The 16460-nt window shown below is 70.0% G+C and carries 16 protein-coding genes and 1 pseudogene; 4 read left to right on the forward strand and 13 right to left on the reverse strand.

Annotation, left to right across the window (positions count from 1 at the left end; all coding sequences use genetic code 11):
- The first annotated feature begins 24 nt into the window (after nt 1-24).
- The gene (locus tag ACFKCF_RS49040) at nt 25-1632 is read left to right on the forward strand and encodes a phospholipase A2 (RefSeq protein WP_394502577.1); all 1608 of its coding nucleotides are present in this window, start codon (nt 25-27) and stop codon (nt 1630-1632) included.
- 136 nt (nt 1633-1768) lie between these two features.
- Nucleotides 1769-2317 (forward strand): annotated as a pseudogene (locus ACFKCF_RS49045) (DUF4158 domain-containing protein); the annotation flags it as partial.
- 37 nt (nt 2318-2354) lie between these two features.
- Here the strand turns inward: ACFKCF_RS49045 and ACFKCF_RS49050 are convergent.
- Together ACFKCF_RS49050 and ACFKCF_RS49055 are read right to left on the reverse strand one after the other, a co-directional pair.
- Complete coding sequence (locus ACFKCF_RS49050) at nt 2355-3113, reverse strand: SDR family NAD(P)-dependent oxidoreductase (protein ID WP_394502579.1); 759 nt, start codon at nt 3111-3113, stop codon at nt 2355-2357.
- A 58-nt stretch (nt 3114-3171) separates the two neighbouring features.
- The gene (locus tag ACFKCF_RS49055) at nt 3172-3333 is read right to left on the reverse strand and encodes a hypothetical protein (protein ID WP_394502581.1); all 162 of its coding nucleotides are present in this window, start codon (nt 3331-3333) and stop codon (nt 3172-3174) included.
- 235 nt (nt 3334-3568) lie between these two features.
- Here ACFKCF_RS49055 and ACFKCF_RS49060 point away from each other — a divergent pair, with 235 nt between their 5' ends.
- Nucleotides 3569-3775: a hypothetical protein gene (locus ACFKCF_RS49060; protein WP_394502583.1), complete on the forward strand. Its 207-nt coding sequence runs from the start codon at nt 3569-3571 to the stop codon at nt 3773-3775.
- A gap of 100 nt (nt 3776-3875) precedes the next feature.
- Here ACFKCF_RS49060 and ACFKCF_RS49065 read toward each other — a convergent pair whose 3' ends face one another.
- The 9 genes from ACFKCF_RS49065 to ACFKCF_RS49105 form a co-directional block, all read right to left on the reverse strand.
- Entirely contained in the window at nt 3876-4004 is a 129-nt protein-coding gene (locus tag ACFKCF_RS49065; RefSeq protein ID WP_394502585.1) for a hypothetical protein, read from the reverse strand.
- 232 nt (nt 4005-4236) lie between these two features.
- Nucleotides 4237-4887 carry a hypothetical protein gene (locus tag ACFKCF_RS49070; protein WP_394502587.1) on the reverse strand — a complete coding sequence of 217 codons (651 nt, stop codon included), beginning with the start codon at nt 4885-4887 and terminating at the stop codon, nt 4237-4239.
- A 90-nt stretch (nt 4888-4977) separates the two neighbouring features.
- A complete protein-coding gene (locus tag ACFKCF_RS49075; RefSeq protein WP_394502589.1) occupies nt 4978-5526 on the reverse strand; it encodes a GNAT family N-acetyltransferase in 549 nt (182 codons plus the stop codon).
- 10 nt (nt 5527-5536) lie between these two features.
- On the reverse strand, nt 5537-5710 hold the full coding sequence (locus ACFKCF_RS49080) for a hypothetical protein (protein WP_394502590.1): 174 nt from the start codon (nt 5708-5710) through the stop codon (nt 5537-5539).
- 46 nt (nt 5711-5756) lie between these two features.
- Nucleotides 5757-8321 (reverse strand): caspase domain-containing protein, encoded by a 2565-nt coding sequence (locus ACFKCF_RS49085; RefSeq protein WP_394502592.1) that lies wholly within the window; start codon nt 8319-8321, stop codon nt 5757-5759.
- Nucleotides 8322-8543: 222 nt separating this feature from the next.
- Nucleotides 8544-9092, reverse strand: a complete 549-nt coding sequence (locus tag ACFKCF_RS49090; protein WP_394502594.1) for a lasso peptide biosynthesis PqqD family chaperone — start codon at nt 9090-9092, stop codon at nt 8544-8546.
- A complete protein-coding gene (locus ACFKCF_RS49095; RefSeq protein WP_394502596.1) occupies nt 9089-9565 on the reverse strand; it encodes an asparagine synthase-related protein in 477 nt (158 codons plus the stop codon). Before ACFKCF_RS49095 ends, ACFKCF_RS49090 begins: the two co-directional genes overlap by 4 nt.
- A 188-nt stretch (nt 9566-9753) precedes the next feature.
- The gene (locus ACFKCF_RS49100) at nt 9754-13161 is read right to left on the reverse strand and encodes a serine/threonine-protein kinase (RefSeq protein WP_394502598.1); all 3408 of its coding nucleotides are present in this window, start codon (nt 13159-13161) and stop codon (nt 9754-9756) included.
- 175 nt (nt 13162-13336) lie between these two features.
- On the reverse strand, nt 13337-14086 hold the full coding sequence (locus tag ACFKCF_RS49105) for an SDR family NAD(P)-dependent oxidoreductase (protein ID WP_394502599.1): 750 nt from the start codon (nt 14084-14086) through the stop codon (nt 13337-13339).
- Between the two features lie 93 nt (nt 14087-14179).
- On the opposite strand from ACFKCF_RS49105, the gene ACFKCF_RS49110 reads away from it, so the two are divergent.
- A complete protein-coding gene (locus ACFKCF_RS49110) occupies nt 14180-14788 on the forward strand; it encodes a TetR/AcrR family transcriptional regulator (protein ID WP_394502601.1) in 609 nt (202 codons plus the stop codon).
- 14 nt (nt 14789-14802) lie between these two features.
- Here ACFKCF_RS49110 and ACFKCF_RS49115 read toward each other — a convergent pair whose 3' ends face one another.
- Both ACFKCF_RS49115 and ACFKCF_RS49120 read right to left on the reverse strand, forming a co-directional pair.
- The gene (locus ACFKCF_RS49115; RefSeq protein WP_394502603.1) at nt 14803-15261 is read right to left on the reverse strand and encodes a hypothetical protein; all 459 of its coding nucleotides are present in this window, start codon (nt 15259-15261) and stop codon (nt 14803-14805) included.
- A 285-nt stretch (nt 15262-15546) separates the two neighbouring features.
- Nucleotides 15547-16446 carry a zinc-binding dehydrogenase gene (locus ACFKCF_RS49120; protein WP_394502605.1) on the reverse strand — a complete coding sequence of 300 codons (900 nt, stop codon included), beginning with the start codon at nt 16444-16446 and terminating at the stop codon, nt 15547-15549.
- Nucleotides 16447-16460: the final 14 nt, after the last annotated feature.

Consider the following 16460-nt stretch of genomic DNA (forward strand, 5'->3'; position numbering starts at 1 on the left):
TCTCCGTTTACCTGGAGGCACCTCTTGCGCCGATTAGCGCTCCCCGTCGCCGTCTCGGCGATGCTCCTCCCCTTCCTCTCGCCGGAGGTCTCCGCCGCCGCGCTCGACGAGCCGCCGCCGGCCAACGTCCAGGAGATCGGTCCCGGCCAGTACTCCTCCGACACCAAAACCTTCAAGCTCACCGAGCTGGACGTGTCCGCGGGCGCGATCAGCCGCAAGCACGGCGTGGCCCTGACCGCCGGCGATCTGGCCCGGCCGCAGTCCGCCCCGGCGACCCGTCCCGAACTGGGCGTCTTCGGGCCGGGCTGGCAGGCCGAGTTCGCCGGCGGCGAGATCAACCGCAAGCTGGAGAACCGGAACGGCACCATCGTCGTCACGGAACTCGACGAAGGAACGTCGACCAGCTACCCGCTGAAGAGCAGCGTCTCCTTCCCCGACGGCGGCGGCATCCAGACGTACGAGGCCGCCGACGGGTCCAAGGTCACCGAGACCACCAAGTGGGACCCAGTCATCGGAGCGATGCGTACCACGACGACCGAGACCCTCGTGATGGACCCCGGCTCCGTGGAGGCGGGCGACGACACCTTCTCCACCGACGACGGCACCCCCATCGGCGCCAGCGCTCTCCAGCTCACCTACACCTGGGCCCGGCCGGGCGGGGCGCCGAGCGCCGACCCCTGGCGGGTGACCGATGTGGGCAGCACCGCCCTCGGCAAGTCCACGATCACCTACGACGCCCAGGGTCGCGTCAGCACCGTGAAGGAGCCGGCCGGCACCGCGACCCCCGCGTCCGTCACCAGGTTCACCTACGCCACGGCCACCACGGCCACCAGCACCTCCAACGGCGACTACGCGGGCCGGCTCAAGGAGATCGCGGTCACCTACGGAACCGACGCGCCGCAGATCGAGGCGAGCTACTCCTACGACCCGAGCGGCCTGCTGCGCACCGTGAGCGATCCCAGCGTCGGCGCCGTCCAGGGCACCTACGCCTACGACCCGGTGGGGCGCCTGTCGTCCATCGAGTCCGTCACCAGTGGAGGGTGGCAGCTGTCGTTCCCGGCGGGCGCCGCGGCTCCCCAGGTGGTCGCCACCGGCACCGACATGCCGGAGAATGGCGGTACGACCGTGGGTGCGGCAGGGCTCGACGACCCGAACGCCACCGAGCCGCCGGCCGGTGACTTCCTGCCGGACGGCGTGGATGCCCCGCAGTCCTACCCGAAGAAGTGCAACACGGCCGTGACCTGGATGTGGTACACGAAGTCGGGCTGCTCGGCCTGGGCATGGCACGGTGGCAAATGGCGGAAGCCCGACTGGAAGCGGACCGCCAGCGGCTTCAAGGTCAGGGGTATCTACTACGACCACTGCACGAAGTCTCCGGACAAACCCCACAACTTCGATATGCGGCCGGCCTGTGACTCCCACGACTACGGGTACGGCCTGATCGCCAACCAGAAGAAGAAGTACAAGTACTACCTCGACAACACCCGTACGCGAAAGCTTGACGTGGACAACCGGTTCTACATCACCATGCGCGACAAGGTGTGCGGCGGCTACTTCATCCTGGTGCGGCCCGACTGCAGGGCATGGGCATGGACGTACTACCAGTTCGTCAAGAAGTACGGCAACCCCTGAGAAACTGACATATGAGGTTGCCCTGTCGGACGGCAGGGGAGGGCGGGGGAGATGGTCGCCCCCGCCCTTGTCAAGCCGATCAGGAACGGAGAAGATCACGGGGGCGAGGAACCGGCGGACAGCCGTTGGCGCTGAGTCAGACCTGGAGAGGTTCTTCTTCCTCGACAGCTTCGACCGGAATGTGATCGCGCAGTCGAGGGCCGATTCTCACCGGCTTGGCGTTGCCGTCCAGATCGGGACCGTTCGCCTGGGGGATCCGCTGGCGATGCCCTGGCCGAGCAGTTGGGGATCGGTGACGCGTCGCACGTCAAGAAGTACGCCGAGCGGCCCAAGGCGACGTACGAGCACGCGTGGATGATCCGGGACGCCTACGGTTACCACATCTTCGATGACGCCAGCAGTTGGAGCGAGCGGCAGCTGACGCGCCAGTTCCGGACCTTCCTGCACGGCCGGGCGTGGACACACGCCGAGGGGCCGGTGGCACTGTTCGAGCAGTCGGTGGCGTGGCTGCGGCAGGCGCCCAAGCGCACGTCAGGGGCGGGAGATGGTGCGGGCGCTACAGCGGGTGGACAACCTGGCCGCATTCGGGCTACGCCGGGTGAACGTGTCCAAGGTGCCGGTACGGCGGATGAAGACCCTGGCCAAGTACGGAGCGGGCAGCAGGGCGCCGGCACTGGCCCGCATGGCGTGGTGTGTCGGCATGCGGGCCGTGTGTGCGTGGGTCACTTCGCCTGGAAGCCGCCGTCGATGTTCAGGATCGTGCCGGCCACGAACGACGCCTTGTCGGACAGGAGCCAGTGGATGCCCTCGGCGATCTCCTTGGGCTGGCCCATGCGGCCCATCGGGTGCATCGCGATGATGGTCTGCTCGTCGTACTGGCCGAGGGTGATGGCTCGCGCGATGATGTCGGTCTTGATCGCGCCGGGGGCGACCGCGTTCACGCGCACGCCTTGGGAGGAGTATTCCAGGCCCGCGGTCTTGGTCAGCCCGACGACCGCGTGCTTGGTGGCCGCGTACGGACCGCTGTACGGGATGCCGTTGAGGCCGGCGATGGAGGCGAGGTTGACGATGGCGCCCCCGCGGCCGCCGGCGAGCATTTCCTTGATCTCGCGCTGCAGGCACAGGAACAGGCCCATCACGTTCGTCGACAGCATCTGCTGGAACTTGACCGGGTCGGCGTCGGCGATCGCTGCCGTCTCGTGGGCCAGGCCGGCGTTGTTGACCGCGTAGTCCAGGCGGCCGTACTCCGACAGGACGGAGTCGAACAGGGCGGTGATGCTCTGCGGCGCGTCCATGTCCGCCACCACGAACGACGCGCTGCCGCCGTCCTTGGTCAGCTCCACGACCGCCTGCTTGCCGACGTCCTCGCGTCGCCCGCTCAGGACGACGTGCACGCCGTCCGCGACCAGCAGCTTCGCGGTCTCCTTGCCGATGCCCGTCGCGCCGCCGGTGATGACCGCAACCTTCTTGTCACTGCTCATGATGGGTTCTCCCTTGAGTAATCGCTGATCGCACGTGCCGCGCGCTTCCCCTCGGCCATTAACAGACGTGCCGCAACGAGGCGAAGGACGTGTGCGTGCCGGGAGTGATCTCGGGCACGACCGCGTTCCGCGTGGTCGCGGAGGCACTCTGGAACGCGGACACGCCCGCCGGCGAAACGACGCCCAGGCCGAGGGTGTTCGCGCAAGTACGCCTGTTCATTGCCAAGTCCTCGAAAGTCGAGGCCCTGCGGTGCCAGGGCCGAGCCTCACTCTGGTACGCCGGGCCGATCGGGCACATCAGTCACGTGACGGCGAGCCGCAAATGCCCCGAAATGCGGGCAACTCATGGCATTAGGTCATTCGTCTGTTCCCGCCGGGGACCGGACGGGCCGGTGCAACGGGCATGGGCGCCCCCTGGCCGCCCCCGCCGCGCCCGGACCGGACGAGGCGATGATGTGGACCTGACGCTGACCCATCAGCGCCTGCCCGGCGTGGTCGTGGTGGCGGCGTACCGAATGGATCTGGTCATCACCGTGCAGCTCGGCCGTTCTCACCCGCTCGCCCGGCACCTCGACGACTTCCTCACCGACCTGGCCGACGCCGGCGCCTCCGTCCACACCCGGCCCGCCCGGCCTCAGCCGCCGACGTCGCCAAGGTCCTGACCGCGATCTGCTCACGGCGGCCGCGCAAGGACCTGCCGCTGGACCGGCTGCGCGACCGGGTGCTGTTCGAGACCGCCTACCTCTGCGGCGCCCGCGCCGGCTACACCGCCGGGCCGATGTCCCGGACCACCACCCGGTGGCCGAGGTCGGCGAGACAGGCACCGGTCACCAGACCGATGTATCCCGCCCCGAACACAGCAATGCGCCGGTAGTGCGGCTTTCCCACCATGCGGCAGCCCGTCCCCTTTCTCCGCAACGCGTGGCCGAGCAGAGCCGAGGCGCTCGGGACCTGCGTGCCGGTGTCCCGTCACAAGGAGGCCCCACTCTAGCCGCCACCTCCTCCACGGCCCGGGCCGGTGGTACGCCGAAGTGCTTCGGCTACTGAGCCGGACCGTCGTGACCGTCACCAGCGGCGTCTCTATTGCCGGGCCGGTAGCGATGGTTTTGTACGACAACCACGGTCAGTCATCAATCCAAGGAAAGCCGTCGGGGTCAGCCGCGGATCGGGCCTGAACCATCGCGTCGTCGTGTCCACGCACGTCGCTTAGGAACGGGAATTCCTCGGGAACCACCCGGATCTTGGCCAGCGGCTGGGCCGGCGCCAGTTTGGCCACCTGGCGCTGGCGAACACCTCGTATCGGAGGTTGATGCTCGAACCCTTCGGCAGACAGGAGATAGACCGTTCCTTCCTGCCATGGGTCGAGGTCGAGTACAGGCCGGCTGATGGAGAAGTAGTAGTAGGTCTCGCCGGCGAGGTCACTACACGAGTTGACCATCGACACCGGACGACCGCGATTGAGTATCGCGTAGAACATCGGCCAGATGCCGTCCGACGCGGCATAGACGGCGGTGCGATTACCGAAGGTGTCACTGTCGTAGGACCGGCGTGGCTCGAAGCACTCGATCGAGGGATTGTTCGAGCCGTGCAGAACGTATCCGGCTTGCTCGGCGACGTAGTAAAGAAACTGCCACTTCGGTGCCGACAAGGTATAGGAAATCGGTTTGTCGGGTCCCTGGGCAAGCGCGTCAGCGAGTAACGAGGCGAAGTCGGCCAGGGTCTTGCCGTCCGGGCTGAAGGGTGGCCGGGGCAGCCAATAGGAAGGAAGATCCACGACGTCAAACTACCCAGTGCGCTTCCTGCGTGAGTCCTCTCGGCGCCGCTCGGACACCCTGGATGAGGGCCGCTGCGATGGATACCGAGATCAGGTTCGGAACATGGACAGGGGAACGGTGCAGAGGGTCTGCTCAGCGCCGAACTCCTCGAACGTGCTGACGGGGCGGAAGCCAAGGCGGGCGGCGAGTTTCAGAGATCGTTTGTTCGCGGTCTGGGTCACGACTACGACTGGCTGGTCGGGGAGTTCGTCAGCAGCAGCGCGCAACGCGGCCGTCGCGGCCTCGAATGCGAACCCCGCGCCCCATGCGTTGCGCCGCAGTACATAGCCCAGTTCCAGTTCCTCGCCATCCTCGGTGACATGCCCGGGGCGATCGGTTGACCGGCGGGCGAGCATCAATGTTCCGATAAGTCGGTTCGTCGTGTTGTCCGCGATGACATAATTGCCAGGCCTGGACTCCACGACTTTATCGAGAAACTGCTCGACGTCACTCCGAGGCCGAGGACCACCGAGGTATGCCCGAACCTCGGGATCGGTCATGAGCTCGATGAATCCTTCACGGTCGGCATCGTGCGCTTGGCGAAGCACGAGTCGTTCCGAAGGGACTTCCGTGGCAGATAGCGTGTGCAATTGGCTCATAAGCCCGTGATCATAGAACACGGGGCTCTTGTCCGGGGCTGCCGCACTCGCCCGCGCCCGTGGCGTTGTCGCGCACCTGGCCGGCCTCCAGGACGTTGGACGCCCCGGTCCCTTCGGCCTGATCAAGGCGGAGGACCTGCTGTTCGAGGGGAGCCATCACGACCGAGCCGGCCCCGCCACGCACACCGCGTTCTCCGTCCGGCCGGCACACCTGAAGCCCGAACAGGCGCTCAAGGGCGGCGGCTCGAACGGGGGTGCCTGCCGGGGAGGTAGACCGCCGCCGCGGAGCAGGCCGCGGCGACGAAAAGCACTGTCACGAACACCGGCCAGGTCTCGACCAACGCCAGGTTGTGTCCCAGCCCCACGATGACGGTGAGCTGGACCGCCGCGAGCAGTTCCGGCCCGTCGTCGAGCGGCTGGGCGGCCATGAGCAGCAGCACCAGCAGGGCGGGCGTGTAAACCGGAATCTGCGGGTAGTCCGAGCCGCTGTCCAGCAGGTAGACGCCGCACACGTCCGCGACGACCAGAAGCGTGGCCGCCACGCTCAGGACCAGCGTCGGCCGCGCCCCGCTTGCTCGCCAGAGCAGAACCACGCGCGTCACGAAGAACCCGAGGAGAAGCACGACGGCCGAGAACACCACCACCCAAGGGATCTCCTCCCCGGGATCGTCCATCATGTCGTGGGGGAACTTCTGGTTGACGATGATCATGGCCAGTGCGAGCACTCCGCCGGCGGCTCCCGCGGCTCTCCACCAGCGGCCGGGCTGGGCCATGGCCGTCTCCGTGAACGCGACCAGCAGGATCAGCTGGCCGGATACCATGGTGACGACCAGTTCGGCTCCGCTGAAAGCCATGGAGAAGTGGGCAAATACGCCCAGGTGCAGTGCGGCCAGACCGGCGGACGCGCCGAGGCTCACGGTGCGCCATCGGCCCTCCGGCAGCAGGCCGGCCCCGAATGTCGCGGCGATCAAGAGCCACAGCCAGATGACGTAGTCAGGGACGACCGCCCTGCTGAGCATGACGGAGAACGAGCTCGTGTAGCCCGGACCGAGCATCAGCAACAGGCCCGACAACAGCGCCAATCCACGCAATGCGAGGAGCAGCCACGCCCGCCCGCGCGGCAGGTCGGGATCCCTGTCCGGCGACGCGTCCACGTCCGCCGGTGTGGCGCTCCTCGCTCCAGGGTTCCCGGTCCAGGAGCTGGAAGGCAGGGCAGCGGCGCGAGCACCGTCGCCTTCGTCAGGCGCCGCGCGAACCTGGCCGGCCCGTACGTCGTCGGCGGGGCCCTGATCGGCCTCCGGCACGGTGGGGAGCGGCGCCTCACGGCCGGCGGCCGCGGCTGTCCCGCGGCCGGCATCATCCGGCGGGGCCTCAAGCGGGGCAGCAGACGGGGCAGCGGGCGAGACGGCGGGTGAGACGGCCGGCGGGGCAGCGGGCGAGACGGCGGGGTGGCCGAGGGCGCGCGACGCCGCTGCCGAGACCGATCGGCTGTCGTCGTCCGCGAGCTCTTCCAGGGCCAGCCGCGCCGCGAGCGCGAGCCCGGCGTGGCGGCTGTGCCGCAACCGCGCCAACTCGCCGATCGCACCCTCCCGGACCTTGGCGATCGGGTGGTCGATGACCTCCTGCAGTTCGGTCGGCAACGGCGCGGGCCGATCCACGGGACGGCCGCGCCGGGCGACGATCAAGTCGCCCTGTACGTCGAACGTCCACTTCCCGGGCGTCTGCTTGGGCGTGATGGCCCGCACCTTGTCGTAGACGAAGTCGTACAGCTCGTGGATGCCCACATAGCCGTCCTGGTCCTGGTCGGCCTCGCCGGTCTCGAGCCCTTCCACCAGCGCTCTGGTGAACACCGAGGGCGAGGTCGTCTCCTGGACGTCGGCGAGGTCGGTCCCGTCGAAGGCGTACTCCAGGGCGTTGGAGGCCGTGATGACCACCCGCCCGCGCCCGCCGAACTGCTCCTCGACGTGCACGTCCGTCCCCGCCCTCGGCAGCGCGCCACGCGCGAAGGCGCCCGCGTAGCAGCAGTCGAGCAACAGGACGATGCGCCGGCAGCGGCTGCGGCCCATCCGCCGGTTGACGAACTCCGCCGACACCGCGGTGGCGCCGAGCCTGTTGAGCTTGGTGCTGGGCGTGGCGAAATACAGCTCGCCGTTGTCGTCCTTGACCCCGTGGCCGGAGAAGTGCAGCAACAGCAGGTCGTCGGGCTGACAGTCGGCGAAGAACTCCTCCACGGCTTCGTTGACGACGGAGGTGGACTCGTTGAGCATCGTGCGTACGTCGAACCCGCCGATGGCCTCGTCGCCCAGCACCCTCGCCAGGGCCTCGGCGTCGAGGGCGGGCGCCCGCAGCCGCCGCAGCCCGGGATCTCCGAACTCGTCGCTGGCCACGATCAGCGCGAGGCGGCGGCCGGACTGGCCGGGTGCGGCCGGCTGCTGGCGGCGGCGCAACCATACGTCGGTGAGCTCGCGTTGCTCCTTGGACGGGATGCCGGTCAGTTCCAGCACGTCACCGTCGATCTCCAGCTTGACCGAACGGTGCTGATGGCGATTGAGCCAGGCGGTCACGGCGTTCACGATCGAGGCCAGCAGTTCCGTACCGGCCAGCGCGATCACGAGGCCTCCGAGCGTGAACGACAGAACCGCCCTGGTGCCCTCGGCGCTTTCCCCCGCCTCGGCGCCGGCCACCACGTCCAGTTCGAGGAGTTCGTTCCTCAGCCTGGCAGTGGCCTCGTCCAGCTCTTGGGCATCCGCGGCCGCGTCGATCACCCGGAGCCGCAGCCGTACCGTCTCGCTCACCACGAGCCACCTCCGGGCAGAGGCAGGACACCACGCAGGCGGCATGCCGCCCGGAACTGAGCCGTCACATACCGATATCGCCGACGATCACACAGTCGCTACCTGAAAGGCTCCGAAGCTTTGGCTGAGGCTTGGGAGGCGGCGAGTTGGCTGCGCGGCCCGATCAGCGGCACGATCGCCGGTAGCCGTGTCGGCCGCCCGCTCCGGCGCTGTCATCGGGCATCATCGTCGAAGCTCTCTGTCCGGGGCGATGACGATCGTGACCTGGTAGCGGCGGGACGGCTCGTCGACAGGGTGGCCGTCGGCCTCGATCCAGGCATGGGCGCCGAACGGGTGGACCCGTATGCCCGCGCACCAGGTGGGCCAGGATCCGCCCAACCGGCACAGCAGGGCGGCGGCGATGGAGCGGGGCAGGCAGCCTTCCCCGGCGCACGACAGGCTGACCGCGATCACCGCGTCCCGCGCCGTTCTGGCCTGCTCGGCGGTCGCGGGCGTGGCGCCGCGGCGGGCACACGTCAGCACCGCGCGGATGCGGGCCGGCGGCAGGAGGGCGATCAGGTGCGCGGCGATGTCCGCCTCGGCGGTGGGCCCCGCGGCCGGATGGGTCCGGACAAGGTCGCGGGCGGCCTCGTTCTGGCCGTGTCCCGCCAGCAGGCTGCGCAAGACGAGCGCGGCGCTGGCATTGAGCTGGTGGTAGCGGCCGGTGCGCTCGTCCAGGAGCACGGCAACCTCGTCGATCGGGGTGAGAGTGACGCCGGGGCGAAGACTCACGCGCACGACTCCTCCTGGGCGGAGTAGGCGGGAAGGGCTCGTAGCCAGTTCTCGGCGGCGATGAAGACGTCGAGTGCCATCACGCCCAGCACGCCCTCGGCCGGGGTGCGCACGCAGGCCCGGCGCAGGGCGGTGGCGTCGGCCAGGCCGCGCTCCACCAGCAGCGAACCGTCCAGCAGGGTCAGGAGCTGGTCGCGGTGGCGGCGCAGCCCCTGGTATATGTCCGCCGAAAACTCGCCCTTAGTGGTGCGTTCCAGACATTCGGCTGGCATGACCGGGCGCATCGCGGCCCGGGTGAGCGGCTTGTAGGCGCCCGGCGCCGCCCGCTGGTCCAGCCGCACGGCCAGGCAGGCGGCGACGACGTGGTCGTCCAGATAGGGGGCGTGTACGGGGGCGCCCACGCGGCCCGTCAGGACCCGCACGCCGTCGACGGAGGCGGCGATGGTACGGACGCTCGAATCCGGCGTCGACATCTTCCTGGCCGGTATCGCAACCCTTCGTTAGGTCGCGGGGGAGTGGCGCCGGCCGGGCCGATGTGCACCCCGTCCGGGTAGCACGGGTGCTCCGGTGAGTAGCGCCATACATCGGGCGACTCGGCTAGATGCGCGCCTGCAGGGGTGGTGGAAGTGTCGAGGCGTGGGGCGGACGGGAGCTCCCGCGCTCAACGACAGCTGTCGCGGTACGGAAGGTCCGGGACATAGGCCCTCCATTCAGCGGTGGTGAGGGAGCCACCCGCCCGCCGGCAGATCGCCCGGATGACACCGGCAGGCTCGACGACGTGCGTCCGCGCCACCCCGTTCAGATCAAGGGTGACGACGCCGGCCCCGTCAGCCGTGAAGGCGATCGACTGGAGCTGCCCCGTTTCCGAATCCTGCCCTCCACCGGAGTCACGCAGCGTGCCGAGGCTCGTTCCGGTGACCGGATCGAACAACCGCACCCTGCCGTCTGCCGCGCCGACCGCGACGACGTCGTCACGCGGGGAGTAGGCGGCGATCGACAGATCGCCGGACTCACCGCGGACGACCGGCCCGAGGCGCTTGCCGGCGGTGTCCCACAGCGTCAGGCGGCCTCGGGAGTCCAGAACCACCACGCCGCCGCCCTTGTGAAGGAAGAAGATCCGGAAGCCGGTGGTGTCCCTTCCACCGGTGCCGAAGGGCCCGGTCACCGACCGTCCAGTGGCGGCGTCGAGCAGGCGCTGGCCGGCACCGGCGAGAGCCAGCCGCTTGCCATCGGGGGAGAAGGCCACGTCGTTCGTCTCCGGGAGCGCCGCGCTCCAGAGCTTCCGCTTGGCCCTCCAGTCCCATACCTGGGCGGCGTACCTGAGCACGCGGCGTCCATCGTCCGGGCTGCGCAGGACGAGCGCGAGGCGGGTGCCGTCCGGGCTGAAGCTCACCACGTGGGGCTCCAGATCTCCGAGGTCAGGGTCGATCGTGCCCAGGACGGCTCGCGAGGCGACGTCCACGATCTTCGCCGTGCCCTGGTCCACCGCGGCCAGCAGCCTGCCGTCCTTGCTGAAGTACGCCTCCTGCATGGCGGGCAGGGCGCCCACCGCCCTGCCGCTGCGCACGTCGCGTAGCTGGGTCCTGTCGCCGCTCTGGGTCACCGCGAGCTGCCCGCCCGGGCTCAGCCTGCCGAAATTGGTCGAGGAGGCCGCCGGGGTGACGGAGAGGTCGGAGACGTCGACGGAGAAGACCCGGTCCTCGACGAGGTAGCGGAATGTCCGGCCGTCGAAGGCGCCCTGGGGCTGCTCGCCATCGGTGTCCGTGTTGCCCAGCAGCGGCACCGTGGTGAGGAGCTGGGCATCGGCCATCCGCCAGAACTGGACCGCCTCATCGGTGATCGAGGCGAGCAGCTTCCCGTCCCCGCTGACCGTCACCGCGCCGCCGTTCCAGGTCCCTTGTGTGCCGGCGCCGTCCTTGACGCCGATGTCCACGACGGACCCGCCCTTGGCGTCGGTCAGGCGCACCGACTTCGCCCGCGGCGTCGCCAGCCACCTGCCGTCCGCGCTCGCCGTCGCGCCGACCGTGGAAAGCCGCGTGTGTTCGCCGGCTCGCGGATTCCACTGCTGGTTCTTGCCGGGCTGCCGGATCGCCACCGTCCGGTCGTCCACGTGAACGATCTCCGCCCAGCCGTTCACGAGGTCGAGCGGGCGGTCGAAGACCCAGGTCCCGATGGCCGTGCCGCTGGACAGCTCCCAGGCCCGGATCCGCTTGTCCGTCAGGACGACGAGCGTACGGCCCGAGGGCGCCAGGGCCACCGCCGTCACCTGGTCTCCGGCCAGCCCCAGCCGGTTGATCCCACCGGTCCGCTTCCCGGTGCGCACGTCCCACACCTGGGCGGTGTCCTGGCTGACGCCGGCCAACGTACGCCCGTCGGCGCCGAGGGCCCGGACCGTGTCGGCGGCGCTCACCCGATCAGTGAACGTCGCCGACTCGCGCCGGGCGAGTGCCGTCATCAGCCCTGCCCTGGTGAGCGGCGTGCGGTCCAGGCTCCATGCCGCCGCGCTCAGCCGCATCGCCAGCATGGGATCCGTGACGCGTACCTGCTGCGCGAGCCCGGCCAGCCGGGTCGCCTCCGACCTGGCAAGCGACGCGGTGACCTCCTCGGCGCGCCGATCGGCGACCAAGCCCTGCTGTACGGCCAGCGCTCCGGCCACCAGCGAGATCACCAGCAGTCCGCCGAGGGTGAGCGAGACCAGCCGGGCACGCCTGGCGCCGCGTCTGGCCAGGTCCGCACTCGCCTGGAGGAAACCTCGCTCCACCGGGGCCAGCGTGATGTCGCGCCGCGAGTTGGCCGCCCACTGCAGGGCGTTGTCCAGGCTGCTGCCGCGGAACAGGTCGCCGTCTCGCCGGCCGGCCCCGTCCCACCGGTGCGCCGCGGTGAGGATCTCCCGGTGGACCGCCAGCCCGTCGCGGTTGTTGTCGATCCATTGCCTGTACCTGGGCCAGGCGTGCGGCAGGGCCGGCCGGGCCAGCCAGATCTCCTCGCCGCCCCTGGCCAGGAGGTACGTGAACACCTCCAGAATCCGGTTGATCGCCGCCGCGTCGTGCTGCGCTCTTCCCTGGAGGAGCTCGGCCACGGCCGCCCGGCGTCCGGTCAGCTCCCCGCGCTCGTCCACGGTGACCAGCCGCAGGAAGACCTCGGCCACCAGCTCGCGCTCGGCGGGCCCGAGCATCGCGTACGCCTCCTCCGCCAGCGCGCCCAGCGCGGGATCGTCGGCCGGCACCGCGATCCGGTTGGCCTCGCGGCCGCCCATGGCGAGGAGTCCGGCGGTGTCCACCTGCCCGCCGCCGCTGACGAGGCCGAGCAGCAGCGCCCGGGAGGTCGGACGGTCGAGCGGATCCTTGGCCAGGGCGGCGGCCACCAGCGAATGCAGCGACCCCGGCAGCACGCTGAGATCCGGGCTGGCGGACAACACGCGGTGCATGACCCCGCCCAGGCTCTCGGCCTGGAACGGGTCTTCGCCGGTGGCGGCGAACATCACGATGCCGGCCCAGGCGAACACGTCCGCCGGTGCGCCCGCCCGGTGCCCGGTGAAGACCTCCGGGGCCATGTACGTGGGCGTTCCCGCGACCAGGCCGGTCTCGGTGAGCGACATCTCCACCGTCCGGGAGATGCCGAAGTCGATCACTCGCGGGCCGTCCGGCCCGAGCAGCACGTTGTCCGGCTTCAGATCACGGTGGATCACGCCGGCCTCATGGACGGCGGTCAGGGCGGTGGCGATGGCGGTGGCCAACCGGTGCAGGTCACCGCCCGCGAACCGGCGGCCGCCGAGGACGACCTGACGCAGGCTCGGCCCTTCGACGTACTCACTGACGATGTAGGGGCGAGGGCCCTCCAACTGGGCGTCGAGTACGCGCGCGGTGCAGAACGAGGCCACCCGCCGCGCGGCTGTCACCTCCCTGCCCAGCTGGGCGACCTGGTCGCCGTGCAGGACCTTGATCGCAACGCGGCGGGCGTCCTCCGTGTAGGCCTCATAGACCACACCCTGACCGCCCGCGCCCAGCCGCCCTGCCAGCCAGTACTGCCCCAGCCGCTGCGGGTCCCCGTCGAGCAGTTTCGTCGCCATGCATCATCCCGTCCGTCAGTGACTATGCGGGATTCGATGCGCCCGGCCCGGACAAAGTTCGATCAAGACAAGCTCACTCGTACGGCATCTTGGACGCGCGAGCAGATCTCAGCCTGCCCCACGCGGGCGAAGCCGGGGACGAACAATGGGCAGGGATCCGCCAGGGCGGCACCCGTCAGATGTGCACTTCGCCCCCGTCGACGACCAGGTTGGCGCCGAGGAAGAAGCTGCCCTGGTCGGAAGCGAGGAAAGCCACCACATTGGCGATCTCGTCCGGACGTCCGATCCGGCCGAGCGGGATCGCTGCGGCGAAATCCGACTTGGTGACGGGCGTGTCCTCCGTCGCGACCACACCGTCGAGTCCAGGAGTGTCGATGGTGCCCGGGGAGATCGCGTTGACCCGGATGTTCCGGCCCTTGAGCTCGTTCGCCCAGGTCCGGGCGAAGGACCGGATCGCCGCCTTGGAGGCCGCGTACGTGCCGAACGCCGCGACACCGTCGCCGGCGCGCACCGAGCTGTTCAGGATCACCGACGCGCCGTCGTTGAGCAGCGGCAGCGCCTTCTGCACCGTGAACAAGGTGCCCCGGACGTTGACGCCGAAGGTCTCGTCGAAGTGCTCCTCGGTGACCTGCTCCAGCGTCGCGAACGACGCGGCGGCGGCGTTGGCGAACAGCACGTCCAGGCCCCGGCCCCGAGCCCGGACCGCGGCATAGAGCCGGTCCAGGTCGGCCAGGTCCGAGATGTCGCCCGGCACGGCGGTCACCGCCGCCGGGCCCATGCGTTCCACCGCCGCGTCGAGGACCGCCTTGCGGCGGCCGGTGATGAAGACGTGCGCGCCCTCGGCCGCCAGCCGTATGGCGGTGGCCAAACCGATCCCCGTTCCGCCGCCGGTGACGACGGCGGTCTTGCCTTCCAGCTGTCCCATGCTTTCACCTCGATAGAAATCTGTATCGATCGGTACCGAAGTGGACGATAGCAGTTCAGCACCGTTCGGTACAGAAGAGGTATGCTCGATCCCGTGAACACCCAGGGGAAGGCGCCGATCGGCCGGCCACGCGGCTTCGACGCCGACAAGGCGCTCGACCAGGCCATGCGTGTCTTCTGGGAGCAGGGCTACGAGGGCGCCAGCCTCACCGACCTGACCAACGCCATGGGTATCAGCCGCACCAGCATGTACGCCGCCTTCGGCAGCAAGGAAGACCTGTTCCACAAGGCCCTGCAGCGTTACACCGACGGCCCCGCCTCGTACGTACTGCGGGCCCTGGAGGAGCCGACGGCGTGGCAAGTGGCCACAGCGTTCCTCAACGGTTCCGTCCGGGCGACCACCAGTCCCGGCTGTCCCGCCGGATGCCTCGGCGTCCAAGGCTCCCTGGCGGCGGGCGAGGCCGGTCTCACTGCCCGGGACACGTTGGCAGCCTGGCGCAACAACGGCATCTCGCTCCTGCAGGAGCGGTTCCGGCGGGCCGTCGATGAGGGCGACCTTCCCGCAGGGACCGATCCCGGCCTGCTCGCCCGGTACCTCATGGCCGTGGCCAACGGCATCGCCGTTCAGGCCGCCGGTGGCGCCACCCGCGACGACCTCCTCATGGTGGCCGACATGGCCCTACGGCAGTGGCCGCCCACCTGATGACAGGTTGGTGATCACTGCCGCCGGGGCAGCAGGTGGGCGGTGCCGCTGTCCCAGTACACCCACTCGACGGCGCCGCCTTTGGAGCGGACGGGGGCGGCGGTGCTCCAGGTCGAGGTCTTCGCCGTTGAGCGCCAGAATCTCCGCGGCTCTGGCCGCCGTTTCATAGAGCATCCGCCACAGGTCTTCTCCCGCAGCGGGATGTCGCGGCGGGACAGCAGCCGGTGGATGGTGGTCTTGGCGAGCGCGCGGGTCTCATCGGCGCTTTCCTTGCGGCGTTCGGCGTCGGCTGGCACCGAGGGGGCGGCCCGGTGCTTTTTGGCCCGGCACCAGGTGAGCCAGGAGCTGATGGCGGCGCGGTTGCGGTTCCAGGTCGCCGGCGCGCTCGCCCCACACTGCCCGGGCCCCGCGCTGCGTCGCTCCCCGCGCTGCCCGGCCCACGTGCTGCTCGCCCGCCGCCCCGCCCTGTACAACCCGGTGCGGTCTCGGCGCGACCGGAAGAGTTGCGGACGTGCGGGAGGCCGTGGTCGTGGCCGACGAGAAGGACCAGGTGTCGCCCCGGCCGGGGGTGGACACCTCGAGTCGGCGGATCTCCTTGAGGACCGAGGCCATGACGAGCCGACCGTCGGCGAGTAGGTCGGGTGATCGCGAGCACGGCGCCGTCCGTGTGCCAGCGGGTCCACCGCCGCCCGATGATCCCGCCCTGGTTCGGGGGCGGAACCCAGGAACAGCCGTTGGCGCTGAGAACGATCGGCGGGTCAAACGTCAAGGACCGCCTTTCCGGTGATGCGGCGGGCGAGCAGGGCATCGGCGGCCTCCGACGCCTTGTCCCACGGCCCGCGCCAGCCGACCTGCGCGTCCAGCTCGCCGGCCGCCAGCAGTCCGACGAGGTGGGCAAGGTCCGGGCCGAACGGCGTGGTCACGTTGAAGTTCTCGATCCGGCCCCGCGCCGATCGTGTGCCCGCCAACTCGAAGTCGATGACCGCAGGCTCGCGGGCCGCCCGTCCGATGGCCATCACCACGCCGTCGTCTTCCAACTGATAGAACGCCTGCGCGAGCTGCCGCCCGCCTACGGTGTCCAGCACGCCGTACGCCCGGCCCGCCAGGTTCTCCGGGCCGATGGCGATCTCCGCGGCGCCCAGCTCCCGTAGTCCCTGCGCGCGGGCGGGGCTCCCGGCGGAGGCGACGACCTCTGCTCCCGCGCGGGCGGCGAGCTGTACGGCGAAGCGGCCGACGCCGCCGGACGCCCCGGTGATCAGGACGCGGCGGCCTGCCACCGGGCCGAGCCGGCGGAGCGCCTGCAGCGCCGTGACCCCGGCGACCGGCAGGGCACTCGCCGTCCCCAGGTCGACGGCCTCAGGAACGACGGCCAGCTCGGCAGTGTCCACGGCGCGCAGCTCCGCCCAGGCCCCCGACCAGCCGAAAGTGACCACGCGGGTACCGGCCGCAGGCCCCGAACCGTCGGCGGCGGCCTGGACGACCACCCCGGCGGCATCCCAACCCGGGACGTTCCCAGGGTCGGGGTTCGCGCTTCGGTAGGCGATCTCCCCGAAGTTCAGTGAGAAGGCCGCCACCTTCACCAGCGCCTGGGAGCGCGTGGGCACGGGATCGGGCACGACGCTGGGGGAGAGGTCCGGGTTGAAGGTCAGGGCGCGCATTGTTGCTCCTCCAT

It is taken from the genome of Nonomuraea sp. JJY05 (assembly GCF_043496855.1).
Lineage (GTDB): Bacteria > Actinomycetota > Actinomycetes > Streptosporangiales > Streptosporangiaceae > Nonomuraea.